Genomic DNA, 26,056 nt, shown 5'->3' on the forward strand with positions numbered 1-26,056 from the left:
CGCGTCAGGGGCGGATGGCAGACTGCTGACCATGTCCTCACCGGCCACCCCCTTCGATCGCGCCCCGCACGGCCTCGAGCACACGCAGCTGTCCTTGGCCGACATCGGCACACCCCTCTACGAGGTCACGTTCGTCGTCGTCGACCTCGAGACGACCGGCACCCGGGCCGGATCCTCGGAGATCACGGAGATCGGCGCGGTCAAGCTGCGCGGCGGCGAGGTCATCGGCGAGTTCCAGTCGCTGGTCAAACCCGAGCATTCGGTCATCTCCCCGTTCGTCGCCCAGCTCACGGGGATCACGCATGCAATGGTCGACGACGCCCCGTCGATCCGTTCGGTGCTGCCGAGCTTCCTCGAGTTCGCCGTCGGTGCGGTGCTCGTCGCCCACAACGCGCCCTTCGACATCGGCTTCCTCCGCTCGGCCTGCGAACGCCTCGACTACCACTGGCCGCAGCCGCAGGTCCTCGACACCGTCACCCTTTCCCGTCGGGTCCTCGGTCGCGACGAGGTGCGCAACCACAAGCTCGGCACCCTGGCCGCGCACTTCGGCACCGAGGTCGAACCCGACCATCGCGCCCTCTCCGACGCCCGCGCGACCGGCGAGGTTCTCCACCGGCTCCTCGAACGCTTCGGCGGGTTCGGCATCACGACCCTCGAGGAGCTCGCCACCGTGCGCCAGTCCGGGTGGGCCAAACGGCAGGCGAAGGCCCACCTGGCCAAGGGGGTGCCCGCCGAACCGGGCGTCTACATGTTCCTCGACGGGACGAGGCGGGTCCTCTACATCGGCAAGTCGGGCAATATGGCCAGGCGTGTGCGCGGGTACTTCAACGCCTCGGAGAACCGGGGGCGGATGGCGGAGATGGTCACCGCCGCGCAGGAGGTCTCGTGTCTGCCGTGTGCGCACGTCCTCGAGGCCGAGGTCCGCGAGATCCGACTCATCGGCGAACTCGCTCCCCCGTACAACCGGCGGTCGAAGAATCCCGAACGCAATTCGTGGGTCGTCCTCAGCGACGAGGAGTTCCCGCGGCTCTCCGTCGCCCGGTCGGCCTCGGCCCTCGAACGTTCGCCCGCACCCCCGCTGGGACCGTTCCGCTCGCGCAAGTCCGCGCAGGCGGTCAAGGATCTCCTCGAGACCCTCTTCCCCGTCAAACGGTGCACGGCGAAGGTCACCGTGGCCACCCTCGATCGCCATCGGGCGTGCGTGAGCGCTCAGGTCGGTCAGTGCGGGGGCCCGTGCGCGGGAGTGCACGACCCTGAGGTCTACCGGGAGCGCATCGCCGGTCTCGTCGGCGCGCTGAGCGGTGACTTCTCATCGCTGCGCACACACAGCGGCGATCGCATGGCCCGCCTCGCCGGCGAAGCCCGGTACGAGACGGCCGCGGAGGTCCGGGACGGCATGCGCACGGCCCTGGCCACGGCTTCCCGCGCGGAGACCGTCGCCCGCCTGGCCGCGGTCGAGGAGATCCAGGCGTGGGCGCCGGGCAGTGAGAGCGGTGTCGCTCTCGTCGTCATCCGGCACGGGAAGCTCGCCGCCGCCGCGCACCGATCGACGACCGCGGGCTTGGACTCCGGGTTCGCGGCACTGACCCCGACCGCCGAATGGGTGCCGGCACCGGGTCCCGTCCCGGGACCGAACGATCCGCTGCCGGAGGAGACGAGGATGCTCGCCCAGTGGCTGGAGTCAGCGCAGCTGTGGTCGACGACCGGGGCGTGGTCGATGCCGCACCGGGGCGCGGCCTTCCACGCGCAGGCCTCAGGCTCCGTTCGCCTCGGCGATGCGACGTGAGACCGTGACGAGCTGATCGAGCTTGGCCGCACCGAGGCCGGCATCGACGGTGTCCTCGGCGATGCGCAGCTTCGCGGCCACCCGCTCCGTGAACGATCCGACACCGGATTCGTCGGCGGCGACGAGTGCCGCGGCGGCGTTGATGAGGACGATGTCGCGCACCGGGGACTTCTCCCCGGCCAGCACCGAGCGCATGATCGCGGCGTTGTCGGCCGGACCTCCGCCGCGCAGGTCCTCCTTCGTCACCCGGTCGAAGCCGAGGTCGAGGGCGTCGAAGGTCGTGTGCTCGACCTCGCCGTGCCGCACCTCCCACACGTCGTTGACGTCGGTGTTGCTCAGCTCGTCGAGTCCGTCCCGGGAGCGGAAGACGACCGCCTGATGACCGCGCTTGGCCAGGGTGCCGACGACGAGCGGAGCCATCTGGGCGTCGGCGACCCCGATCGCCGTATGTCGGGCACGTGCCGGATTGGTCAGCGGGCCGAGGATGTTGAACGCCGTCGGCACGCTGATCTGGCGGCGGACGGCGGCGACGAACTGCATCGAGGGGTGGAAGACGTTGGCGAAGCAGAACGCCAGCCCCACCTCGGCGGCGACGATGCCCGTCTGCTCAGGGGTGATGTCGAACCGGACCCCGAGGGCCTCGAGGACATCGGCGGACCCCGACGCCGAGGAGGTCGCCCGGTTGCCGTGCTTGACCACCCGCTGACCGGTGGCGGAGATGATCATCGCCGCCGTCGAGGAGATGTTGGCCGTCTTCGCCCGGTCGCCGCCGGTGCCGACGATGTCCACGGAGTCCTCGAGGCCCGGCAGCGGCACGGCGTGCTCCATCATCGCGGCGACGAGACCGGCGATCTCGGCGACGGTCTCTCCCTTGGTGTGGTGGGCGGCGAGGAACGCGGCCATCGTCACATCGGGGACCTGGCCGGACATGATCTGGTCCATCGCCCACGAGGCCTGCTCCTCGGTGAGGTCCTGGCCGTGCATGAGGGTCATGAGGAGGTCGGGCCAGTTCGCGGCGGAGTCCGTCCCGGTCGAGGCGGTCCCGGGGAGGGCGGTCTCCGGGGCTGTCGTACGCGGTGCTTCCGTCATGGCCACGAGCTTTCGATCTGGGGGACATCCACCGCCTCCCAGCAGGGAAGCGGACCTTACCTGCGGCATCCTATCGTGAGTTCGACACGCGGGGTGGACATCACAGTCCGGTGAGATTGCGGCACCAATCCGCGGTTTTCGCTACATCGTGTAGAAATTTCTCCTCCGAAACCTGGGTAAAAGGTGAAAACTCACCCCGAGACGGGTAATAATGGTGGGGTGTCAACTGCCACTGCATCCCAGACAGCGCCAGCACATCCGGTAGTCAATCGCCCGAATGTGACCACGGTGGGCTTCATCGTGTTCCTCGCGAGCGACCTGATGTTCTTTGCCGCGCTCTTCGCCATGTACTTCACCATTCGATCCGTCGTGCCGGGTCTGTGGGACACGCAGACCGAGCTGCTGAACGTTCCGTTCGCGCTCGGCAACACCATCATCCTGGTGTCGTCGTCCTTCACCTGCCAGATGGGCGTGTTCGCAGCCGAGAGGTTCCGCCCGCGGCGGACCGGCGGGCTGTTCAACATCGCCAAGTGGGGCATGATCGAGTGGTTCTACCTGACGTTCCTCCTCGGGGCGGTCTTCGTCTCGGGACAGGTCATGGAGTATGCAGAGCTCGTCCGCGAGGGCCTGTCGATCAGCACCGACGGGTACGGCTCGGTCTTCTACCTGACCACCGGATTCCACGGTCTCCACGTGACCATCGGACTCATCTGCTTCCTGCTCGTCATCGGACGCGCCTACGGAGCGAAGAAGTTCGGTCACCACGAGGCGACCTTCGCGATCTGCGTGTCCTACTACTGGCACTTCGTCGACGTCGTCTGGATCGGCCTCTTCGGCGTCATCTACCTCCTGCAGTAGTTCGCGCCGGGCCACCGGCCGCACGGACACTCGAAACTCCAAGCAAAGGACCAACACGTGAAGCTATTAGCAGATCGCCGCAGGCACCCGATGGCACTCGTCGTGCTGCTCCTCGTGGGCCTGCTGCTGACCGGCGGAGCGTACGCACTCTTCACCCAGACCTCGAGCGCGAATGCCTCCACGGCGGCCAGCGCCTCCGACATCGAAGAGGGCAAGAAGCTCTTCGCCGCGAACTGCGCGACATGCCACGGCCTCAACGCCGAGGGCTCCAAAGCCGGACCGGGCCTCATCGGCGTCGGCGCGGCAGCAGTCGACTTCCAGGTCGGCACCGGCCGCATGCCCCTGCAGGCCAACGGCCCGCAGGCCCGCGTCAAGGAACCCCAGTTCAACGATGAGCAGACCGCTCAGCTCGCGGCCTATGTCGGTTCGCTGGGACCGGGACCGGCGATCCCGGAGGCACAGTACCTCGATCCCAAGAAGGGCGACCCCGCTGCCGGCGGCGGCCTCTTCCGCACCAACTGCGCGATGTGTCACAACGTCGTCGGCGCCGGCGGCGCCCTGACACGCGGCAAGTACGCACCGAACCTGTCCGAGGTCTCGCCCAAGCACCTCTACGAGGCGATGCAGACCGGACCGCAGAACATGCCCATCTTCAACGACGCGAACCTCACTCCCGATGACAAGCGAGACATCATCTCCTACATCCGGGAAGTGTCGGAGAACCCCTCCCCCGGCGGCTTCAAGCTCGGATCCCTGGGACCAGTGGCCGAGGGTCTCTTCATCTGGTTCTTCGGACTCACCGCCGTCATCGGTCTCACCGTGTGGCTGTCCTCGAGAGCGAAGTGAGTCCGCACGTGTCGTACACCCACCATCACGAGATTAGACGGGGAATTCAATGACCTCGAAAGAGCACTCCGGCGGCGGCAGCCAGCTCGAGGAGCTGAACGGGTTCACCAACCCTGGCCTGCCTGAGCACAAGCCGCGACTGTCCGACGCCGATCCGCGCGCGCAGAAGGTCGCCGAACGCCAAGTGGCACTGTGGTTCATCGCTTCGATGATCGGCACCATCTGGTTCATCGTCGCCTACTTCCTCTTCCCGCTCGAAGAGTCCATGCAGAGCATCCGCATCCACACGATGGCCGTCGGCCTCGGTGCCGCGGTTGCGATGTTCTCCCTCGGCGCCGGTGCGGTGCTGTGGGCGAAGAACCTCATGAGCGATCACGAGGGCATCGACGAGCGCCACGACATCCACGGCAGCGAAGAGGATCAGGCCATTGCGCTCGAGATCCTCCACCAGGCCAAGGAGGAATCGGGCATCGCCCGTCGTCCGCTGCTGCGCAACACGCTCATCGCCGCCCTGGCGATCGCCCCGCTGCCGGCCATCCTCGTCTTCCGCGACCTCGGTCCGCTGCCCGGCGACGCGCTGTTCAAGACCCTCTGGGGCGAAGGCGTGCGTCTCATCCGTGATCCGGGCGGCATTCCCAGCCCGGACTCGGAGCGTCCGATCAAGGCCGAAGAGGTCACGATCGGCTCGGCCTACCACGTGCTTCCCTCGGGCATCGGCGATGACTCCAATGAGGGGAAGGCGCTCGACGAGAAGGCGAAGGCCGCTGTGCTCCTCATGCGCATCGACCCCAAGGAGCTCAAAGAGGATCCGGCACGCGCGAACTGGTCGCACGACGGCATCGTCGCGTACTCGAAGATCTGCACGCACGTCGGCTGCCCGGTGGCCCTCTACGAGCACCAGACGCATCACCTGCTCTGCCCGTGCCACCAGTCGACGTTCGACGTGACCGAACACTGCAAGGTCATCTTCGGCCCGGCGAAGCGCCCGCTGCCCCAGCTGCCCATCACCGTGGACAGCGAAGGCTACCTGGTCGCGCAGTCGGACTTCCCTGAGCCTGTCGGACCTACGTTCTGGGAGATCAATCACCCATGAGTACTTCACAGCCCACCACCACAGTCGGGAAGCTGGCGAACTTCACCGAATCCCGTGTCGGGGCCTCTGTCCTCGTCCGCGAGTTCGGTCGCAAGATCTTCCCCTCGCACTGGTCCTTCATGCTCGGCGAGGTCGCTCTCTACAGCTTCGTCATCGTCGTGCTCTCGGGTACGTTCCTCACGTTCTTCTTCCACCCTGCGATGGGCGAGCTTCACTACGAGGGCCCGTGGGTTCCGCTGCGCGGAGTCCAGATCTCCGAGGCGTACAACTCGACCCTGGCGATCTCGTTCGAGATCCGCGGCGGTCTGTTCATCCGTCAGATGCATCACTGGGGCGCTCTGCTCTTCGTGGCCGCACTCAGCCTCCACATGCTGCGCGTGTTCTTCACCGGTGCCTTCCGGAAGCCGCGTGAGCTCAACTGGGTCGTCGGCGTCTTCCTCGTCATCCTTGCCATGGCCGCCGGCTTCACCGGCTACTCGCTGCCTGACGATCTGCTCTCCGGCAACGGTCTGCGCATCATCGACGGCATCCTCAAGTCCCTGCCGCTGGTGGGAACGTACATCTCGTTCTTCCTCTTCGGCGGCGAGTTCCCGGGCATCGACATCGTGTCGCGTCTCTACACGCTGCACATCATGATCGTTCCCGCGCTGCTCATCGCGCTCATCGGCATCCACCTGATGTTCGTCGTCGTCCACAAGCACACGCAGTGGCCGGGCGCCGGACACACCGAGAAGAACGTCGTCGGCGAGCCCGTGCTGCCGACCTTCGCGGCCAAGGGCGGCGGGTTCTTCTTCCTCATCTTCGGTCTCATCTCGGTGATCTCCGCTCTGTTCACGATCAACCCGATCTGGAACTACGGACCGTACGACCCCTCCCCCGTCTCCGCCGGCACGCAGCCGGACTGGTACATCGGCTGGGCGGACGGTTTCCTCCGCATCGTTCCGGGCTGGTTCGAGTTCTACATCGCCGGCTGGCCGATCTCGTTCAACATCAACAGCTCGGTCCTCGTGCTCGGCGGCGTGTTCGGCGCGATGTTCGTCTACCCGTTCTTCGAGGCGTGGCTGATGAAGGACAAGCGCGAGCACCACATCCTTGACCGTCCCCGCAACAACCCCACTCGCACCGCCATCGGTGTGGCAGGCATCATCTTCTACTGCAACATGTGGGCTGCGGCCTCGGGCGATATCATCGCGGTGTTCTTCCAGATGTCGCTCAACGACATGATCTACATCTTCCGGACGCTCTTCTTCCTCGGACCGATCATCGGCTACATCATCACGAAGCGCATGTGTCTGGCTCTGCAGCGCAAGGACCGCGAGGTCGCTCTGCACGGTCGGGAGACGGCGAACATCATCCGCCTCCCCCACGGCGAGTTCCTCGAGCGTCACGAGGCCCTCCCGCCGAACAAGCTGTGGAAGCTCACGGCATTCGAGTCGCCGCAGTACGTGCCGGCCGAGCCGAACGCCGACGGCAAGATCACGAAGCTCGAGAAGTTCCGTGCGCGTCTGTCGAAGTTCTTCTTCGAAGATCGCGTCGCACCGGTGACGAAGACCGAGCTCGAGGCCTCGCATCACGACCACGACGCTGTCGAAGGTTCGGATGCGAAGTCGATCAGCCACTGATCGTCGCGCGCTGATGGTCACCTGACCATCGCCGGCTCGCTGAGGGCCCCAGCACACTGTGCTGGGCCCCTCGACGCATCTGTGGGTGGTCTCGGCCGTCAACGTGCACGACCGCGGCCGTCAACGTGCACGACCGCGGCCGTCAACGTGAGCGACCTCGCCCTCGACGGACAGGACCTCGCCCTCGACCTGGACGCACTCTGTCGCTCTCAGCACACACCACCTTCAGCGCTACGTCCTACCCGTGCGCGGGTGGTTTTTCGCGCTGCAGCGTCGTCATGCTGAGCTCCACCGAGGTTGTCGCGCTACAGTGCGTCTTAGCCTTCGTTGCCCTGGAGCCGCAGGTGCGTCCGCGTGCAGCGTGCCTCGACTCCACCGGCCCGCGCCAGAAGGCACTCTCGCGGTAGATGGCACTCCCCCGTCGGAGAGCACTCTCCTGTCAGACTGCACTCTCCGACCAGCGCGCATCTCCCCGCAGAAAAGGTCCCCGCAGGCTAGCATCGTCAGCACACACCACCCTGAGCGCTACGTCCTACCCGTGCAAGGGTGGTTCATCGAGGTAGGACGGCGTCATGTGGCGCCCGCCGAGGTTGTCGCCCTACGGGTGCGTGCCTGCGGCGTCAGTTTTCAACCGCCGCGTAGAGATCATTCTTTACGCATCGTTGACCCTGTCGTTCAGGAGCGAGAGCGCTCATGCTTGGCCAAAGCTCGCACACGCTCGCGCTGCTCTCAGTGCAGCATCTCCGAGCCGCCGGCGGCCTCCGACAGGCGCTCTCTATCCGCGCCCTTCGGGCAGAGTGGATGAGTCTTCGACGGTCGTGCGGCGAATGCGTGGCGTAACTGCGGAGGCCGTCGTAGGTCAGAGTGATGCGCCTGTGGTCGTCGAGTCCGTTGCTGCTCTCCATAAGAGGGTCACAGTGCTGACCTGCGGGCGTGCTCAGCTCACCACGACAGAACACTCATGGTTAGCGCTACGTCCTACCTGTGCACGGGTGGTTTATGCGGCTTCACCGCCGTTTTATGAAGCTTCACCGAGGTTGTCGTGCTGCAAGTGGGTTAACGCGTTGCAGGTGGTTTGACACGCTCCGAGTGGGTTCCGCGCAGTGTCGACGTCGCATCGCGACATGGGCGTACTGGGCCGAATCGGCGGCTCGCAGTTGTGGTTGGTCGCGTGCCGCGGGTGGAACGCCTGGGTGCCCACTGTGGAGGGCAGTGCCGGCGCGGCAGGGTCGCGGTCCGCGGCATCGTGGTCGAGCGTCCGCGGTGCATGGTGGTGATCGTCAACTGTCGGGGGAATGCAGTCGGATGACAGCTGCGCGATGAATGCCGTGGGTTGGGCGCGTGCGGTGAATGCAGTGAGGCCCGGACTCTGAGAAGAGTCCGGGCCTCGAAACCAGTGACGTCAGTGACGCCTCAGGAGCCTGAGTCGATCAGTGGGCGAAGCCGCCGCGATCGTGCTCGTACGAGATGCCGATGAGGGCGACGATACCGAGCACCGCGCCGAACGGGAAGATCCACCATCCCATGGCGATGCCGTAGAACGAGACCGCACCGGCACCGGCGCAGACGATCGGCCACCAGCTCCACGGGCTGAAGAACCCGTAGTCGGCGTCGGCATCGGAGATCTCGGCCACGTCGTTGTCCTGCGGCTGGCGGCCGACACGGCGGTCGGTCAGCCACAGGTAGGTGCCGATCATGATCGACATGACTCCGACGAGCAGCAGCGCCGGGAATCCGACGAGCTCGTTGAAGTTCGTGACGAACCCGTAGACCACTGCCACGACCATGAAGAACAGGCCGCAGTAGATGAAGACGTTGATCGAAGCTTTCACTTGGCGGTACCTCCGGCGAGCTGAGGTTCGGCGTGGCCGTGGCCGGCGTACTCCAGAAGCTCAGGGTGGTTGACGTCGAATGCCGGGCGCTCCGAGCGGATGCGCGGCAGCGAGGTGAAGTTGTGGCGCGGGGGCGGGCATGAGGTCGCCCATTCGAGCGAACCGCCGTAGCCCCACGGGTCGTCCACGGTGACCTTCGGCGCCTTGCGGGCCGTGATCCACACGTTCCAGAAGAACGGCACCATCGACAGGCCGAGGATGAGCGAACCGACGGTCGAGACCTGGTTCATCCACGTGAAGCCGTCCTGCGGCAGGTAGTCCGCGTAGCGACGGGGCATGCCGTCGACGCCGAGCCAGTGCTGGACGAGGAACGTGCCATGGAAGCCGATGAAGAGGATCCAGAAGTGGATGTGGCCGAGCTTCTCATTGAGCATCCGGCCCGTCCACTTCGGCCACCAGAAGTAGAATCCGGCGAACATCGCGAACACGACCGTGCCGAAGATGACGTAGTGGAAGTGCGCGACGACGAAGTACGAGTCCGAGACCGACTGGTCGAGCGCCGGGCTGGCGAGGATGACACCCGTGAGACCGCCGAAGAGGAAGGTCACGAGGAAGCCGATCGCCCACACCATGGGAGTCTCGAATGTGATCGAGCCTCTCCACATCGTGCCGATCCAGTTGAAGAACTTCACACCTGTGGGAATCGCGATGAGCATCGTCATGAACGCGAAGAACGGCAGCGCCACCACGCCGGTGACGTACATGTGGTGTGCCCACACGGTCACGGACAGGGCCGCGATCGAGATCGTCGCGAACACGAGCTCCTTGTAGCCGAAGACGGGCTTGCGGCTGAAGACAGGGATGATCTCCGTGATGATGCCGAAGAACGGCAGAGCGATGACGTAGACCTCTGGATGTCCGAAGAACCAGAACAGGTGCTGCCAGAGTATGGGTCCGCCGTTACCCGGACTGAACACATGGGAGCCGAGTATGCGGTCGGAGGCGAGCACGAGCAGGGCCGCGGCCAGAGGCTGGAAGGCCATGAGCACGAGGATGCCGGTGATGAGGACGTTCCAGCTGAAGATCGGCATGCGGAACATCGTCATGCCCGGAGCGCGCATCGTGATGATCGTCGTGATGAAGTTGACCGAACCGAGGATCGTGCCGAAGCCCTGCAGCGCGAGGCCGAGGACCCAGAGATTGCCTCCGGCGCCTGGTGTGAATGTCGTGTTGCTCAAAGGCGCATACGCCGTCCAGCCGAATGCCGCCGCACCCTGCGGGGTGAGGAAGCCGGAGAGGGCGATGAGGCTGCCGAAGAGGTAGAGCCAGAACGCGAAGGCGTTGAGCCTGGGGAACGCCACGTCGGGCGCGCCGATCTGCAGCGGCATGATGACGTTGGCGAAGCCGGCGAACAGCGGTGTCGCGAACATCAGCAGCATGAGCGTGCCGTGCATCGTGAACAGCTGGTTGTACTGCTCCTTCGTCTCGACGATCTGCATGCCGGGCTCGAAGAGCTCGAGGCGGATGATCAGAGCCATCACGCCGCCGACGCAGAAGAAGAAGAACGAGCCGATCAGGTACATGTACCCGATGGTCTTGTGATCGGTCGACGTGATCCAGTCGACGATGATCTTGCCCTTGCTCCGGGGAACCACCGGAGCGTCAAGAGCCGCCTGATCTGTCATGGCGGTCATTCCTCTGCACCTTCTTTCGGGTACCAGTTGCGATCGTATTCGGGCCCGAGCTGACCGGTGTTGCCCTCGTCTGCCAACGACTTCGTGTACGCGTCGAATTCGGCCTTCGAGACGACCTTGACGTTGAAGAGCATCTCCGAGTGGTACTCACCGCAGAGTTCGGCGCACTTGCCGACGTACTCGCCTTCCTTCTCGGCACGCAGGAACAGGCTCTGATCGTGGCCGGGGATCATGTCGCGCTTCTCGAGGAAGGCGGGGACCCAGAAGGAGTGGATGACGTCACGCGAGTGGAGCTTGATCTCGAGGTCCGTGTTGACGGGCAGGTAGAGGGTCGGAGCCTTCTCACCCGGCTTCTCGGTGCCGTCGAGGTTGACCTGCGTGCCCGCGTAGTAGACGTCCTGATTGACGTAGTTGAAGTCCCACGCCCACTGCTTGGCGGCGACCTCGATGACCTGTGCGCCGGGCGTCCGGTCGTCGGTGGTCTTGGCCATCACCTGGACGTTCTGGAAGAAGAATCCGAGCACGAGGATGACGGGCGTCACCGTGAACAGGATCTCGATCGGCATGCTGTAGCGCATCTGCACCGGCAGACCGCGATCGTTCTTGCGGCGGCGGTAGGCCACGATCGCCCACAGGATGAGGCCCCAGACGATGAGGCCGACGATCATCGAAGCGATCCACGCTCCGTTCCACAGGGCGGTGTAGGCCTCCGTGTGGTTGGTCGCACCCTTCGATTCGAGTGGGAAGAATCCGTTGGCAATCTGCTCTTTCGTGCATCCGCTAAGGAGCGCCGGCAGAGCCAGGGCGCCCAGAATGCCGAGCCGCTTCGCCCAGGACCGTCGCGGTCCTGACTGATTCGGAGAATCCACGTGCAGCCTTTCACAACCATCTTCGCCGTTCGGCAGGCCGAAAGACGAACTCGTACTTTGTCATATAACAGACTACCGCTACACACGGTAGAAATTCACATGCAGATGTTCATTTGTTGAGAATTAGCTGAGCGCGATTGCCCCGGAGCGCGGATTCAAGCCGCGCGGCGTACGTGAGACCGCTGATCTCCGACACGCCGAGGGTGGCCAGATGTGGTGTCTGCCACTGTGTGTCGATGAGCCACTCCCCCTCATCCGCCGAGGTGACACCGTCGGAATGGTCGTCGAGCAGACCGACGAGGTGAGCGAGAGCGGCCTTCGAGGCGTCGGTCTCACGGTGGAACATCGACTCGCCGGCGAAGAGGGAGCCGATCGCCACGCCGTAGAGGCCGCCTGCGAGGCGTCCGTCCTTCCACACTTCGACCGAGTGCGCCCAACCGTGGGCGTGCAGGGAGGTGTAGAGGTCGAGGATCTCCCGGGTGATCCAGGCACCGGCGCGGGAGGGGTCGGCGCACGCGCGGATGACATCGTCGAAGGCGGTGTCGACGGTGAAGTCGAAGGCGCGCATCGACTTCCGCAGGCTCTTGCTCACCCGCAGGTCACCGGGCAGGAGCACCCCGCGGCGGCGCGGGGCCCACCAACCCATGCGTCCGGTGCCGCCGCGTCCGATGCCCATCGGGAAGAGACCGGCCCGATACGCGGAAAGGACCTGGGGTTCCGTCGCCGTTGCAGTGACGGCGCGCAGATCCTCCAGGTCCATTTCGCTGTGTGTCAGCGGGCGCTAGACGGAATGACTCAGTGGAACGAGTCGCCGCACGCGCACGATCCGCCCGCATTGGGGTTGTCGATCGTGAAGCCCTGCTTCTCGATGGTGTCGGAGAAGTCGATGGTCGACCCGTTGAGGTAGGGAACGCTCATCCGGTCGACGATGACCTCGACGCCGTCGAAGTCGCGCACGGCGTCGCCGTCGAGGAAGCGCTCGTCGAAGTAGAGCTGGTAGATGAGTCCCGAGCAGCCGCCGGGCTGCACTGCCACACGCAGGCGCAGATCGTCGCGGCCCTCCTGCTGGAGAAGGCTGCGGACCTTGTCCGCGGCCTCGCCCGAGAGCTCGACCTCGTGCGTGGCGGTGGCTTCGTTCGTCGCTGTCATTGCTGCTCCTTATGTGGTCTTGGGCCCAAGGCTACACCGCGTTCAACATGCGCGGTGCGCAGGCTATTCCCAACTGCCTCTCCCGACTGCGGGAGTTCTCCGGTGACGCCCGTCACCAGGCCGTTGCGCCCGTCACCGGGCGGCGTCTGTGCGCCCGAGGGCGTCGAGGAGGAGCGCCTCGGCGACGATGGCGGCTCTGAAGTCGGGCAGGTACAGCGACTCGTTCGCGCTGTGCGCCCTCGCATCGGGATCCTCGACCCCGGTGACGAGGATCGAGGCCTGCGGGAAGACCTCGAGGAGGTCGGCGATGAACGGGATCGACCCGCCCAGGCCCATCGTCGTCGATTCCGTGCCCCACGCCTGGGTCAGCGCCTCACGGGCAACGGAGACGACGGGATCGTTCAGGTCGGCCTGCCACGGGCTGCCGCCCTCGGTCTCCCCGATCGTCAGCGTCGCCCCGAAGGGCAGGTTCGCCTCGAGGTGCTTCGTCACCGCTGCCACGGCGTTCTCCGGGGTGTCGCCGGGGGCGAGGCGGATCGAGAGCTTGGCCCGCAGGCTCGGCTGCAGGGTGTTCGAGGAGACGTCGACGTCCGGGATGTCGAGGCCGATGACCGTGATCGACGGCTGCGACCACAGCCGCGAGGCCAGGGTCCCGGTGCCGATGAGCTCGGTGCCCTCGAGCACGCCCGAGTCCGCCCGGACCGTCGCCTCCTCGTAGTCGATGTCGGTCTCGGGCGTCGACACGAGGCCCTCGACGGCGACCGAGCCGAATTCGTCGTGGAGGCTCGCGAGCACCTTCGTCATCGCGAGCATCGCATCCGGCACGACTCCCCCGTACATGCCCGAATGCACCGCATGGTCGAGCGTGGCGACCTCGAACTCGACCGCGCACATGCCCCGCAGGCTCGTCGTCAGGGCCGGCACCCCCGCCGCCCAGTTGCCGGAGTCGGCGACGACGATGACATCGGCTGCGAGCCTGTCGCGATAGCGGTCGAGGAAGTTCCGGAAGCTCGGGCTGCCGGCCTCCTCCTCGCCTTCGATGAAGAGACGCACCCCCACGCCGAGGCGGTCGGCAAGCAGCCGCAGAGCCGTGAGGTGGACCATGATGCCGGCCTTGTCATCGGCGGCTCCGCGCCCGTAGAGCCGGTCGCCCTTCCGCGTCGCGGTGAACGGCTCGGTCTCCCAGGTCTCGGCGCGGCCGGGAGGCTGGACGTCGTGGTGGGCGTAGAGGAGGACCGTGGGGGCACCCGCGGGGGCCGGCACCGAGGCGACCACGGCCGGGTAGCCCGGCGTCCCGTCCTCGGTGGGGGCGGTGAGGATCTCCGCCTCGATCCCGAGCTCGCGGATCAGCCCGGCGACCGCCTCGGCGCTGGCGGTGACGTTCGCGGGATCGAAGCTCGGCCAGGCGACCGAGGGGATCGCGACGAGGTCGCTCAGCTGGTCGAGGACCTCGTCGAAGATCTCGTCGACGCGGGAGTGGAGGTGGGCAGCATCAGGTGCGGAAGTCGATTCGCTCATGGTCCAACGGTAGTATTCATTCCGTGTTCGGAAGCAAGAAGACTCACGAGGACAACGACTCCTCCCCCAAGACAGACAACGATTCCACGGAGGCGGAGGCGTCGACTCGTGATGCCGAGGCGAAGAAGGGCCGCCCGACTCCCAAGCGGAGTCAGCAGGAGGCCGTGCGCCGTCAGCCGCTGGTCTCGAAGGATCGCAAGGTCGCGAACCAGCGGGCCAAGGATCAGCAGCGCAAGGAGCGCGACCGTGCCCGCATCGGCATGATGAACGGGGAGGAGAAGTACCTCACCCGCCGCGACCGCGGACCCCAGCGCCGCTACGTCCGCGACTACATCGATGCGCGATTCTCGATCGGCGAGCTCTTCATCCCTGCCGCGATCCTCATCCTCGTCGTCGCCTTCACCCAGCCCGTGGCGATCCAGCAGTACTTCACCTACGCGGTGTGGGGTCTCCTCGCGCTCGTCATCCTCGACGGCTTCATCCTCAACTACATCCTCAAGGGGCGCCTGCGCGCGAAGTTCGGCACCGTCGAACGCGGCATCCCCTTCTACGCGGTCATGCGCAGCGTCCAGCTGCGGCCGCTGCGCATGCCCAAGCCGCAGGTCAAGCGCCGCCAGTACCCCGAGTGAGCAGGCGGGTCCCCTGGTCGCGGATGATGCGTCCGGGCCAGAAGGGACCCGAGTAGATCATCTCCGAGTAGACCTGGACGAGGTCGGCGCCGGCGGCGAGACGAGCGGAGACGTCGCGTCCGTCGCCGATGCCGCCGACCGAGACGACCGTGAGCTGATCGCCGACCGTGGCCGTGACCAGCCGGAGCACCTCGAGCGACCGTTCGGCCAGAGGGCGTCCGGAGATCCCGCCCGCCTCCCGCTTCGCGAACGCCGCTTCGGCTCCGGTGAGCACGCTGCGGTCGATCGTCGTATTGGTCACGATGAGCCCGTCGGCGCCCGCGCGCGCCGCCAGGTCGCAGATGTCGACGACATCGTCGTCGCTGAGGTCGGGGGCGATCTTGACGAGCAGCGGCACATGTCCCAGCGTCGACCGCGGTGCCGCCACCACCTCGGCGGCGGTGTCGCGGACCGCGGTGATGATCGGCTCGAGGGCGGCCACCGACTGCAGGTCGCGCAGACCCGGGGTGTTCGGTGAACTGACGTTGATGACGAGGTAGTCGGCGAGGGCGGCGAGCTCACGGGTCGAGGCGACGTAGTCGGCGACCGCATCGGAGGCGGCCACGACCTTCGTCTTGCCGATGTTCACCCCGACGATCGGACGCTTCCCGGCAGGCAGGGAGTCGATCGCCTTCCGCGCCCGGGTGATGTTGAACGACGCCTGACGCGCACCGTCGTTGTTGAAGCCCATCCGATTGAGCAGGGCGCGGTTGCGCAGCAGGCGGAAGAGCCTGGGCCGGTCGTTGCCCGGCTGGGCGTGCGCGGTGATCGTGCCGACCTCGATGTGTCCGAAGCCGAGCGTCGAGAGCGCCCGAATGCCGACGCCGTTCTTGTCGAAGCCTGCGGCCAGACCCACCCGGTTGGGAAACGGCAGGCCGAGGACGTCGACGCGGTCACGGGTGCCGCGGGCGAAGATGAGGCGCATGAGCCGGGAGAGTCCGGGGAACCGATCGAGGGTGCGCAGAGCGGTGAAGGAGACGTGGTGGGCGCGTTCGGCGTCCATGGGGGCGAAGACGAGAGAGAAGATGAGTCGATACACGCCCTCAACAATAGGACAGTCCCAGGTGTGAGAGACGGGCGCATCCACCTCGGCGAGCGAATTGGGACTAGGATCGAAGGCAACGCTCAATGACGAAGAAAGGGAACACATGCCCGGTGCCTCCACCCCCTCCAGCTACGCTGCGACGAATCCGACCAAGTCAGGCGATTCCGTCCTCGTCCTCGGCGTCGCCGACGGGTCCGTGCTCGGACTCGATGCGACCAAGGCCGTGCGCGCAGCCCTCGACGACGCCGCCAAGGCGATCGAGTTCACGGGGAAGGCTGGTGCGACCGTGCGCATTCCCTCCCCGAAGGGCGTGAGCGCCGACAGCGTGCTCCTCGTCGGCCTCGGATCCTTCGACCCCTCGACCGACAGCGATCCCGTCGCCGACCGCGAGGCGCTGCGCCGCGCCGCCGGCACCGCGCTGCGGGCCCTGACCGGTGCCTCGTCGATCGCGGTGGCCCTGCCGGTCTCCTCCGCCGAGGATGTCGAAGCCGTCACCGTGGGAGCCGGCCTGGGCGCGTACCGCTTCCTCGCCTACCGCACCGGCGACGACGACACGGTGCCCGGCCCCGTCACCGTGGTCGGACCCAAGGGCAAGGCGTACACCAAGGCCCACGCCGAGGGCGTCGTCATCGCCGAGGCGACCAACCGCGCCCGCGACCTCGTCAACACTCCCCCGCTCGACCTCTACCCCGAATCGTTCGCCCAGACCGTCAAGGACCAGGCGAAGTCGCGCAAGGTCAAGGTCACCGTGCTCGGCGAGAAGGAACTGACCGCCGGCGGCTACGGCGGCCTCATCGGCGTCGGTCAGGGCTCGACCCGCGGACCCCGCCTGGTCAAGGTCGAATACAGCCCCAAGGGGGCCGCCCGCCACCTCAGCTTCGTCGGCAAGGGCATCACCTTCGACTCCGGCGGACTCTCCCTCAAGCCGGCCGCGAGCATGGAGGACATGAAGTCCGATATGGCCGGCGCCGCAGCCGTCGTCGAGGCCGTGTTCGCGATCGCCGACCTCGGTCTGCCCGTCAAGGCCACCGCGTGGCTGCCGCTGGCGGAGAACATGCCCGGCTCCTCAGCGCAGCGTCCCTCCGACGTGCTCACGATGCGCAGCGGCAAGACCGTCGAGGTGACGAACACCGACGCCGAGGGCCGCCTCGTCCTCGCCGATGCCCTCACCGACGCCGACGCGGAGAACCCCGACCTGCTCATCGACGTCGCCACCCTCACCGGAGCGCAGATCGTGGCGCTGGGCAACCGGACCTCCGGTGTCATGGGCACCGAGGCGGTGCGCACTCAGGTCGCCGAGCAGGCGAAGCTCGCCGGTGAGGACATCTGGCCGATGCCGATTCCCGAGGAGATGCTCGCAGGCTTCGACTCGACCGCGGCGGATCTGAAGAACTCGGGACCGCGTCCCGGCGGCATGCTCGCCGCAGCCGCGTTCCTGCGCGAGTTCGTCGGCAAGGACACCGCCTGGGCGCACATCGACATCGCCGGACCCAGCTTCAACACCGGCTCGGCGTTCGGCTACACCCCGGTCGCCGCCACCGGCGCTGCCGTGCGCACGCTCGTGCAGCTCGCCCGGGACGCCGACTGAGGCACATTCGATGCGGGAGTGACGCTCCCCACCTGTGGCGCAACAGACACTGTGTGCTTTCGCGCCTGGCGAGAAAAGTGGAAAGATAAGAGGGATAGCTGCCTGAGGCAGGCTTGACCCCAGCTACGAGGAGTAATCCGTGAGTGACTCATTGACCTACGACCTTGTCGTCCTCGGCGGCGGAACCGGCGGCTATGCCGCGGCTCTGCGCGCGGCAGAGCTCGATATGAAGGTCGCTCTGATCGAACGCGACAAGGTGGGCGGAACATGCCTGCACCGCGGCTGCGTGCCGACGAAGGCCCTCCTCCACACCGCTGAGGTCGCCGACTCGGCCAAGGAGTCCGAGACCTTCGGTGTCGACGCCGAGTTCAAGGGCATCGACATCGACAAGGTGCTCGAGTACAAGACGAACGTCATCAACCGCAACTACAAGGGCCTGCAGGGACTCATCAAGGCCCGCGGAATCGACACCTACCTCGGTGACGGCAAGCTCGTCGGCCAGGACAAGGTCGAGGTCAAGGGAGCGGACGAGACCTACACGCTCACGGGCAAGAACATCCTGCTCTCGACCGGGTCGACCTCGAAGACGCTCGGCCTCGACGTCACCGACCGCGTGCTCACAAGCACCGAGGCTCTCGAGCTCAAGACGGTCCCGAAGTCGGTCATCGTCCTCGGCGGCGGCGTCATCGGCGTCGAGTTCGCCAGCGTCTGGAAGTCCTACGGTGCCGACGTCACGATCGTCGAAGGCCTGCCCCACCTCGTGGCCAATGAGGACGAGTCGATCTCGAAGGCGCTCGAGCGCGCGTTCAAGAAGCGCAAGATCAACTACAAGCTCGGCGTCATGTTCAAGGGCGTCGAGGAGACCGCCGACGGTGTCAAGGTCACCCTCGAGGACGGCACCGTGCTCGAAGCCGAGTACCTCCTCGTCGCCGTCGGCCGCGGACCCGTCACCGAGGGCTTCGGCTACGAAGAGCAGGGTATCCCGATGGACCGCGGATTCGTCCTCGCCAATGAGCGCCTGCACACCGGCGTCGGCAACATCTACGCCGTCGGCGACATCGTCCCCGGCCTCCAGCTCGCCCACCGCGCGTTCGGTCAGGGCATCTTCGTCGCCGAGGAGATCGCCGGGCTGGGACCTGTGCCGATCATCGAAAGCGGCATCCCCCGCGTGACCTACTGCGAACCGGAGATCTTCTCCGTCGGACTCTCGGCCAAGCAGGCCGAGGAGAAGTACGGTGCGGACAACGTCGAGACGCTCGAGTACAACCTCGGCGGCAACGGCAAGTCGGTCATCCTCAACACGACCGGCTTCATCAAGGTCATCCGTGAGAAGGACGGCCCCGTCGTCGGCATCTTCGGCATCGGCGCCCGGCTGAGCGAGCAGGTTGGTGAGGCGCAGCTCATCGTCAACTGGGAAGCGTTCCCGGAGGAAGTCGCGCAGCTCATCCACGCGCATCCGACGCAGAATGAGGCCCTCGGCGAGGCTCACCTGGCTCTCGCCGGCAAACCCCTGCACTTCCACTCATAAGATCCGAGGAGACGAAAGATATGTCGAATTCCGTGCAGATGCCGGCTCTCGGAGAGTCGGTGACCGAAGGTACCGTCACCCGGTGGCTGAAGTCCGTCGGCGATGAGGTCGAGGTCGACGAGCCGTTGCTCGAGGTCTCGACCGACAAGGTCGACACCGAGATCCCGAGCCCCTTCGCCGGTGTGCTCGAGAAGATCCTCGCCGACGAGGACGATGTCGTCGAGGTCGGCGGCGACCTCGCCTACATCGGCGACGGCAGCGGCTCGGCCGAGGCCGAAGTCGCCCCCGAAGAGGAGCCCGCGAGCGTCGAAGCCGGCGCGACCGAGGAACCGAGCGGCGCCGACGAGCCCGCACCGGCCGAGGAATCTCAGGCCGAGGAGCCCGCGCAGTCCGCCGCGTCGGAGCAGCCTGCCGAGTCGTCGGCATCCGATTCCGGCGAGGGCACCGAAGTGACGATGCCCGCACTCGGCGAGTCCGTCACCGAAGGAACCGTGACCCGCTGGCTCAAGGAGGTCGGTGACGAGGTCGAGGTCGACGAACCTCTCCTCGAGGTCTCGACCGACAAGGTCGACACCGAGGTCCCCTCCCCCGTGGCCGGCATCGTCCAGGCCCACCTCGCCGAGGAGGACGAGACCGTCGACGTCGGAGCCCCGCTCGCGCGCATCGGCTCGGGCGCCCCGACCGAGAGCGCTCCTGCCAAGGAGGAAGCTCCCGCCGAGGCGGCCCCCGCCAAGGAGGAGCCGAAGCAGGAAGCTCCCGCCGAGGAGCCTGCCAAGGAGGACCCCAAGCAGGAATCGGCACCCGCCGAGAAGCCAGCCGAGGCACCCAAGCAGGAGACCCAGGCGCCGGCAGCCCAGACTGCACCGGCCGCCCAGACTGCACCGGCCGCCCAGGCGGCACCCGCTGCCCAGGCGGCACCCGCCGCTCCGGCGAAGTCCGAGTCGGCTGCCGCTGACACGGTGGGCGAGAACTCCGCATACGTGACGCCGCTCGTGCGTCGCCTCGCCCGCGACGAGGGCGTCGATCTCTCGACGGTCACCGGCACCGGTGTGGGCGGTCGCATCCGCAAGCAGGACGTCATCGCTGCGGCCGCGAACCGCCCGGCCGCCGCCTCGGCGCCTGCGGCATCCGGCGAGGCGAAGAAGCCGTTCACGCTCGAGATCCCCGAAGAGGCTGCGAAGCTGCGCGGCACCACGGAGAAGGCCTCGCGCATCCGGCAGACCATCGCCAAGCGCATGAGCGAGTCCCTCGAGGCCTCCGCACAGCTGACACAGGTCATCGAGGTCGACATGACCCGGGTGGCGAAGCTGCGCAAGGCGAGCAAGGACGCGTTCCTGTCCAAGCACGGCGTCAAGCTCACCTACCTGCCGTTCTTCGCGAAGGCGATCGTCGAGGCGCTCAAGCAGCACCCGAAGGTCAACGCACAGTACGACCTCGAGACGCAGGAGATCACCTACTTCGACCACGAGAACCTCGCGGTCGCCGTGGACACTCCGCGTGGTCTGCTCGTGCCCGTCGTCAAGGACGCCGGTGACCTGAGCATCGCAGGCCTGGCCAAGGCCATCGACGATGTCGCCGATCGGACGCGCAACAACAAGATCATGCCCGACGAGCTCTCCGGCGGAACCTTCACGGTGACGAACATCGGCTCGGTGGGTGCGCTCTTCGACACCCCGATCATCAACCAGCCGCAGATGGGCATCATCGGCACCGGTGCGATCGTGCGCCGTCCGATCGTGGTCAAGACGGCCGACGGTGAGGAGTCCATCGCGATCCGCGACATGGTCTACCTGCCGCTGACCTACAACCACCAGCTGGTCGACGGTGCGGATGCGGGACGCTTCCTGCAGACGATCAAGGCCCGCCTCGAGGACGGCAACTTCGAAGCCGACCTCGACCTCTGAGGCAGCCCGAACACAGCAGTGCCCGTTGGGGGCCGGTCATCCGACCGGCCCCTTCGGTCATTCACTCCTCGATCACCTCGGCGATCTTCCACACTCCCGAATCGAGGGTGAGGGTGAAGACGACGTCGCGCGCCTCGAAGCTCCTCTTCTCCCCGTCCGTCGTCGCGCTCGTCGACATCCGTGCGGCGGCCGTGACCGTGGACGCGCTGCGCTCGCGCACCTGCACATCCTCGACCGTGATCGCATAGGTCCCACCGGCGAACGCTGTGAGGTCGATGAGCTCATCGGCGAGTGCTGCCGAGGAGCCCGGCACCGTGAGTGCCGCCAGGCCCTTCGCATCGCCGGCTCCGAGAGCGCGGGCCCGGGCAGCACAGAGTTCGCCGAGGCGGTCCCCGACGTCCGCATCCGACAGCGCCGCCGCGGTCGACGGCGAGGGCGCCGCGGTCGACGGCGAGGGCGCCGCTGTCGACGGTCGACCATCGCCGTTCTCGGGCGAGGCTCCCCCATCGGTTCGGGTCCCGGCGATCGGTTCCGCCGACGGTGCCTGAGAGTCCGACCACGCACGAGTGATGAGCAGTCCGCCGATGAGGACCACGACCATCGCCGCGGCGATGCCGACCGTCGTCAGGGTGCGGGCACGGAGCCGATCGCGCACGAAGGAGCTCACTCGCGACCACGCAGCGGTCGGTGCTCCTGCCCCGGGCCGACCAAGGGTTCTACGACCGTGTCGCCCGTGGTCGGCGCGGGAGTCCCCTGCGCCGGTGCGTGACCGAGCGCCCGACCCGTTGCGCCGCCGCCACGGCGAGTTCTTCACCGCGGCCTCCCGGAGTGCCGCAGGCCCCGACGCGGCGGCACCACCGCCTGCCGCGACTCGTGACCCCGCACCTGCGGCTGTCCGGTCGGGCGCTGACGGCCCGGTTGTCGACGGCGCCGGTGTCGCCCGCAGGCGCGCCGTGATCGCCTGCGCCGGATCGAGGTCCCTGGCCGCAGGCACCAAAGGCAGCGGGGTGGGCGCCGGCAGCAGGCTGAGCTGAGGCACCACCTCGGCGAGGACAGAGCTGAGAACGATGTCCGCACCCGTACGCGGCGGCGGGACGTCGTCGAAGAGACCGGCCACGAGACTGCGCAGCTGAGGACTGCAGGAGGCGAGGGCGACGTCGACAGGCAGCAGCGACTCACTCCACGGCGAGCCGTGCGCGGCATGGTAGATGAGCTCGCCCACCGCGCGACGCACCGAGGTCTCCAGCGGATGCCGCACTCCGGGAATGATGCGCGGCCGGCCCTCCTCGTCGAGGCCGAGGCAGGCGAGACCGAGGCGGGCGCTCGGGTCGTCGACGCGCGCGAGCTCATCGGCGAGGCCGCGCACGAGCGTGCGGATCTCGGATTCGGTGAGTCCGTGGAAGGCGCGGACGACGTCGAGGACGAACCCGCCGGGCAGAGGCTCGACGAGGAGGACCGAGGCCTCCCCGGTCGGCAGGAGCACCTCGGCGGTGCCGAGAGCCGCCTCGCTGCCAGCGTCGAAGCCGTCGTTGACCACGCCCCACACGGACTCCCCGGTGTCGTCGCGAAGGCGGTGGACCACCTCGGCGATCGTGGCTTCGTAATGCCATGTCATAGTTCGTCATCCCCATCGATGAACGATCATTGCAATCAATGTACTTAGATAGTGATTGATGACGTTTGATATGTCAATGACGAGGCTCGGGAAAAGGTGTCGAGGGTCATGTTCTGCGCAATTGAACACCCCGAACAAGGGGCATATTGTGGTGGCATGCCACTGGCCACAGAGATTCTCGGGTTCGCACCGGCATTTTCGGACTACCGCCGAACGTGGGACCTGCAGAAGAAGTATCACGAAGACGTGCTCGCCGGGACGCGGGAATCGACGATCCTGCTCCTCGAACATCCGCCGGTCTACACCGCCGGCAAGCGCACTGAGGACCACGAGAGGCCCACCGACGGCACCGAAGTCGTCGACGTCGACCGCGGCGGCAAGATCACCTGGCACGGGCCCGGACAGCTCGTCGCCTATTTCATCTACCGACTCAACGATCCCAAAGAGGTCCGCCTCTTCGTCGCCCAGCTCGAGGACTCGATGATCCGCCTCCTCGGCGAATACGGGATCGAGGCGACGACGGTCGAGGGACGGGCCGGGGTGTGGATCCTCGGCGACGGAACCCGCCGCGACCGCAAGATCGGCGCCATCGGCATCCGCATCCACGAAGGCGTGACTATGCACGGTCTGGCCCTGAACTGCAGCAACGACCTCGGCGCGTACTCCTCGATCATTCCCTGCGGGATCACCGACGCCGACACCACGACCATGAGCGCCGAGCTCGGACGCACCGTGACCCCGGAAGAGGTCGCCCCCCGGCTCGACGAGATCCTCCACGAGACCATCACCGCTTAGGAGAACCGACGTGACGATCGCACCTGAAGGCCGCCGCATGCTCCGTGTCGAGGCACGGAACTCGGAAACGCCGATCGAGGAGAAGCCCGCCTGGATCAAGGCCAAGGCCCACATCGGACCCGAATACACCTCGCTGAAGTCCCTTGTGCGCAAGCAGGACCTCCACACCGTGTGCGAGGAGGCGGGCTGTCCCAACATCTTCGAATGCTGGGAGGACCGTGAGGCGACCTTCCTCATCGGCGGCGAGCAGTGCACGAGGCGCTGCGACTTCTGCCAGATCGACACGGGCCGACCCGCGGACTTCGACGCCGACGAACCCCGCCGCGTCGCCGCCTCCGTGGGCGAGATGGGTCTGCGCTACTCGACGATCACGGGCGTGGCCCGCGACGACCTGCCCGACGGCGGCGCCTGGCTCTACGCCGAGACGGTGCGTCAGATCCACGACCTCGACTACGTCGACGGCCGCGGCACCGGTGTCGAACTCCTCATCCCCGACTTCAACGCCAAGCCCGACCAGCTCGCCGAGGTGTTCTCCTCCCGCCCCGAGGTGCTCGCCCACAACGTCGAGACGGTCCCGCGCATCTTCAAGCGCATCCGCCCCGCCTTCCGCTACGAGCGCTCCCTCTCCGTCATCACGCAGGCTCGGGAGGCCGGCCTGATCACGAAGTCGAACCTCATCCTCGGCATGGGCGAGACGAACGACGAGATCATCTCCGCCCTCCAGGACCTCCACGACGCCGGTTGCGACATCATCACGATCACCCAGTACCTGCGTCCCTCCCCCCGGCACCATCCGGTGACCCGGTGGGTCAAGCCCGCCGACTTCGTCATGCTCCGCGACGCCGCCGAGGAGATCGGGTTCCTCGGTGTCATGTCCGGGCCGCTCGTGCGCTCCTCCTACCGCGCCGGTCGCCTCTGGGCGACGGCGATGCGCCACCGCGGCGAGGAGATCCCCGCGCATCTGGCCCACCTCGACAAGCACACGCCCGCCCGCCAGGAGGCGCAGGCCGTCGTGGATATGTTCGGCGGTGGCGAAGAGGTAGACTTGACTGCTGAGCAATGAGTGGTCCCGGACACGCGTCCGGGCGCCCGCCGGCCCGTCAAGAGCAAGTGAGAGAATGAGCGAAGAACCGCGCAAGGGACTGTTCCGCCGCAAGCCCAAGGATCCGAACAAGAAGCCGGGCCGTCTGGCGCAGATGCGCCAGGTCTACGACCTCGCGGCCAAGCACAACAAGGCGACGCCGTGGCTGCTCGCCGCCGCGATCCTCGGCTGCACCCTCGTTGGTCTCATGGCCGGACTCGTCTTCGGCGGCGCGGTCTTCACGACGATCCTCGGCCTCATGGTCGGTCTCCTGCTCGGCATGTTCATGCTCGGCCGCTTCGCCGAGACCGCCGCGTTCGCGCAGATGGAAGGCCAGCCCGGCGCGTTCGGCGCCGTGCTGAACACCGCTCGCCGCGGATACCTCATGGACGAGAAGCCGATCGCCATCGACCCGAAGAGCCGCGACATCGTCTTCCGCTCGACCGGTCGCTCCGGTGTCGTGCTGCTCAGCGAGGGCCCGAAGGCTCGGAGCGCGAAGCTGCTGGCCAAGGAGAAGAAGCGCCACGAGCGCATCCTGCCCAATGTTCCCGTGCACACCCTGCAGGGCGGCAACGAGGACGGACAGCTGCAGATGAAGCAGGTCGTCTCGACCGTGCACAAGCTCCCCCGCAAGCTCAACCGCGCCGAGGTGCTCGCCGTGCGCAACCGCCTCTCGGCTCTCGGCACCCAGGGTTCGCGGCCGCCGATCCCCAAGGGCATCGATCCGAACAAGGCCCGCCCCAACCACAAGGCGATGCGCGGACGCTGATCCGCTGGACGCTGCTCCGCACTGGTTGCGACATCGGCCCCGACTCGATTCGAGTCGGGGCCGATGTGCGTTCGGTGTGCTACCGGTTTCGCCTGTGCTCCGGGTTTCGCCGAGGCGGTCCGCCGGGCCGGCCGGCAGGGGCCGCTGAGCGGCCGAGTGCGTCAGCGGCTGAGTGCGTCAGCGGCGGAGGATGACGGTGCGCGCCGCGAGGTCGTGGAGACCGCGGTGGTCGCGGTCGAAGATGAGCGCCGGGAGGACGAGGACGACGAGGGCGGTGCGGATGAGGGCCGGCAGGAACCCGGGCACCCGGCCGTCGAGACGGCGCACCTCGATGCCGAAGAGGCGGTGGCCGACGGTGTAGCCGAGGGTGGAGACGAGGAGGATGTTCTCGATCGCGAAGATCGCCGGGGCGAGGAACGGGTTGTTCCAGCCGATCGCGCCGGCGATCGCCAGGCACATGAACCAGTCGACCATGAGGGCGAGCAGACGCCGCCATGCGGGGGCGATCGAATGCCGACCGGTCTCGGGCAGACCGAGTCTGCGTCCGGGCCAGTCGCCCTCTTCCCTGTTGATCTGTGGGCCCTGCAGCCAGGACCCGAGGTCGTCGCGATTGATCACCCTGCCAGCCTACCGAAGGCGGCGTGGGAGAATCCTCAGGAAACATCCGCGAAACATGACCGTCATCACGGCTTCACTTCTCGACTACT

The 26,056-nt window shown here is 66.8% G+C and carries 22 protein-coding genes; 12 read left to right on the top strand and 10 right to left on the bottom strand.

Annotated features, from left to right (window positions below; translation table 11 throughout):
- Positions 1-31 precede the first annotated feature (31 nt).
- The gene (locus AACX88_RS03240) at positions 32-1,786 is read left to right on the top strand and encodes a DEDD exonuclease domain-containing protein (protein ID WP_339391672.1); all 1,755 of its coding nucleotides are present in this window, start codon (positions 32-34) and stop codon (positions 1,784-1,786) included.
- Here the strand turns inward: AACX88_RS03240 and trpD are convergent.
- On the bottom strand, positions 1,754-2,875 hold the full coding sequence (gene trpD / locus AACX88_RS03245) for an anthranilate phosphoribosyltransferase (RefSeq protein WP_339391673.1): 1,122 nt from the start codon (positions 2,873-2,875) through the stop codon (positions 1,754-1,756). The genes AACX88_RS03240 and trpD overlap by 33 nt on opposite strands.
- A gap of 219 nt (positions 2,876-3,094) precedes the next feature.
- On the opposite strand from trpD, the gene ctaE reads away from it, so the two are divergent.
- From ctaE to qcrB, 4 genes are read left to right on the top strand one after another with little or no spacing between them, the layout of a single operon-like run.
- Positions 3,095-3,733, top strand: a complete 639-nt coding sequence (ctaE, locus tag AACX88_RS03250) for an aa3-type cytochrome oxidase subunit III (protein ID WP_438501752.1) — start codon at positions 3,095-3,097, stop codon at positions 3,731-3,733.
- A 57-nt stretch (positions 3,734-3,790) separates the two neighbouring features.
- On the top strand, positions 3,791-4,579 hold the full coding sequence (gene qcrC, locus AACX88_RS03255) for a cytochrome bc1 complex diheme cytochrome c subunit (protein ID WP_095375587.1): 789 nt from the start codon (positions 3,791-3,793) through the stop codon (positions 4,577-4,579).
- A gap of 49 nt (positions 4,580-4,628) precedes the next feature.
- Entirely contained in the window at positions 4,629-5,672 is a 1,044-nt protein-coding gene (gene qcrA / locus AACX88_RS03260) for a cytochrome bc1 complex Rieske iron-sulfur subunit (RefSeq protein ID WP_339391674.1), read from the top strand.
- Positions 5,669-7,294 carry a cytochrome bc1 complex cytochrome b subunit gene (gene qcrB, locus AACX88_RS03265; RefSeq protein ID WP_339391675.1) on the top strand — a complete coding sequence of 542 codons (1,626 nt, stop codon included), beginning with the start codon at positions 5,669-5,671 and terminating at the stop codon, positions 7,292-7,294. Before qcrA ends, qcrB begins: the two co-directional genes overlap by 4 nt.
- 1,430 nt (positions 7,295-8,724) lie before the next feature.
- Here the strand turns inward: qcrB and AACX88_RS03270 are convergent.
- From AACX88_RS03270 to AACX88_RS03295, 6 genes are all read right to left on the bottom strand, one after another.
- Complete coding sequence (locus AACX88_RS03270) at positions 8,725-9,126, bottom strand: cytochrome c oxidase subunit 4 (RefSeq protein WP_339391676.1); 402 nt, start codon at positions 9,124-9,126, stop codon at positions 8,725-8,727.
- Positions 9,123-10,820 (bottom strand): aa3-type cytochrome oxidase subunit I, encoded by a 1,698-nt coding sequence (gene ctaD, locus AACX88_RS03275; protein ID WP_339391677.1) that lies wholly within the window; start codon positions 10,818-10,820, stop codon positions 9,123-9,125. Before ctaD ends, AACX88_RS03270 begins: the two co-directional genes overlap by 4 nt.
- Positions 10,817-11,689, bottom strand: a complete 873-nt coding sequence (gene ctaC / locus AACX88_RS03280; protein WP_137826136.1) for an aa3-type cytochrome oxidase subunit II — start codon at positions 11,687-11,689, stop codon at positions 10,817-10,819. Before ctaC ends, ctaD begins: the two co-directional genes overlap by 4 nt.
- Before the next feature lie 109 nt (positions 11,690-11,798).
- On the bottom strand, positions 11,799-12,449 hold the full coding sequence (gene aat, locus AACX88_RS03285) for a leucyl/phenylalanyl-tRNA--protein transferase (protein WP_339391678.1): 651 nt from the start codon (positions 12,447-12,449) through the stop codon (positions 11,799-11,801).
- Positions 12,450-12,484: 35 nt separating this feature from the next.
- On the bottom strand, positions 12,485-12,838 hold the full coding sequence (locus AACX88_RS03290) for a HesB/IscA family protein (protein WP_339391679.1): 354 nt from the start codon (positions 12,836-12,838) through the stop codon (positions 12,485-12,487).
- A 132-nt stretch (positions 12,839-12,970) separates the two neighbouring features.
- Positions 12,971-14,356, bottom strand: coding sequence for a dipeptidase (locus tag AACX88_RS03295; protein ID WP_339391680.1), 1,386 nt, complete (start codon positions 14,354-14,356; stop codon positions 12,971-12,973).
- A gap of 23 nt (positions 14,357-14,379) precedes the next feature.
- On the opposite strand from AACX88_RS03295, the gene AACX88_RS03300 reads away from it, so the two are divergent.
- Entirely contained in the window at positions 14,380-14,985 is a 606-nt protein-coding gene (locus tag AACX88_RS03300; RefSeq protein ID WP_339391681.1) for a DUF3043 domain-containing protein, read from the top strand.
- Here the strand turns inward: AACX88_RS03300 and AACX88_RS03305 are convergent.
- A complete protein-coding gene (locus tag AACX88_RS03305) occupies positions 14,960-16,063 on the bottom strand; it encodes a quinone-dependent dihydroorotate dehydrogenase (RefSeq protein WP_339391682.1) in 1,104 nt (367 codons plus the stop codon). The genes AACX88_RS03300 and AACX88_RS03305 overlap by 26 nt on opposite strands.
- A 109-nt stretch (positions 16,064-16,172) precedes the next feature.
- Here AACX88_RS03305 and AACX88_RS03310 point away from each other — a divergent pair, with 109 nt between their 5' ends.
- The 3 genes from AACX88_RS03310 (at position 16,173) to sucB (ending at position 21,089) form a co-directional block, all read left to right on the top strand.
- Positions 16,173-17,657: a leucyl aminopeptidase gene (locus tag AACX88_RS03310; RefSeq protein ID WP_339391683.1), complete on the top strand. Its 1,485-nt coding sequence runs from the start codon at positions 16,173-16,175 to the stop codon at positions 17,655-17,657.
- A 139-nt stretch (positions 17,658-17,796) separates the two neighbouring features.
- On the top strand, positions 17,797-19,185 hold the full coding sequence (gene lpdA / locus AACX88_RS03315) for a dihydrolipoyl dehydrogenase (RefSeq protein ID WP_339391684.1): 1,389 nt from the start codon (positions 17,797-17,799) through the stop codon (positions 19,183-19,185).
- A gap of 20 nt (positions 19,186-19,205) precedes the next feature.
- On the top strand, positions 19,206-21,089 hold the full coding sequence (gene sucB, locus AACX88_RS03320; RefSeq protein ID WP_339391685.1) for a 2-oxoglutarate dehydrogenase, E2 component, dihydrolipoamide succinyltransferase: 1,884 nt from the start codon (positions 19,206-19,208) through the stop codon (positions 21,087-21,089).
- Positions 21,090-21,150: 61 nt separating this feature from the next.
- Here the strand turns inward: sucB and AACX88_RS03325 are convergent, their stop codons facing one another.
- On the bottom strand, positions 21,151-22,704 hold the full coding sequence (locus AACX88_RS03325; RefSeq protein WP_339391686.1) for a hypothetical protein: 1,554 nt from the start codon (positions 22,702-22,704) through the stop codon (positions 21,151-21,153).
- Between the two features lie 156 nt (positions 22,705-22,860).
- Here AACX88_RS03325 and lipB point away from each other — a divergent pair, with 156 nt between their 5' ends.
- From lipB to AACX88_RS03340, 3 genes are read left to right on the top strand one after another with little or no spacing between them, the layout of a single operon-like run.
- The gene (lipB, locus tag AACX88_RS03330; RefSeq protein WP_339391687.1) at positions 22,861-23,499 is read left to right on the top strand and encodes a lipoyl(octanoyl) transferase LipB; all 639 of its coding nucleotides are present in this window, start codon (positions 22,861-22,863) and stop codon (positions 23,497-23,499) included.
- Between the two features lie 10 nt (positions 23,500-23,509).
- On the top strand, positions 23,510-24,562 hold the full coding sequence (gene lipA, locus AACX88_RS03335; protein WP_339391688.1) for a lipoyl synthase: 1,053 nt from the start codon (positions 23,510-23,512) through the stop codon (positions 24,560-24,562).
- 55 nt (positions 24,563-24,617) lie between these two features.
- The gene (locus AACX88_RS03340; RefSeq protein ID WP_339391689.1) at positions 24,618-25,349 is read left to right on the top strand and encodes a DUF4191 domain-containing protein; all 732 of its coding nucleotides are present in this window, start codon (positions 24,618-24,620) and stop codon (positions 25,347-25,349) included.
- Between the two features lie 177 nt (positions 25,350-25,526).
- Here AACX88_RS03340 and AACX88_RS03345 read toward each other — a convergent pair whose 3' ends face one another.
- A complete protein-coding gene (locus tag AACX88_RS03345) occupies positions 25,527-25,967 on the bottom strand; it encodes an RDD family protein (RefSeq protein ID WP_339391690.1) in 441 nt (146 codons plus the stop codon).
- Positions 25,968-26,056: the final 89 nt, after the last annotated feature.

Origin of the sequence: Brevibacterium metallidurans, assembly GCF_037101285.1 — a bacterium.
In the GTDB taxonomy this organism is placed as follows: Bacteria; Actinomycetota; Actinomycetes; order Actinomycetales; family Brevibacteriaceae; genus Brevibacterium; species Brevibacterium metallidurans.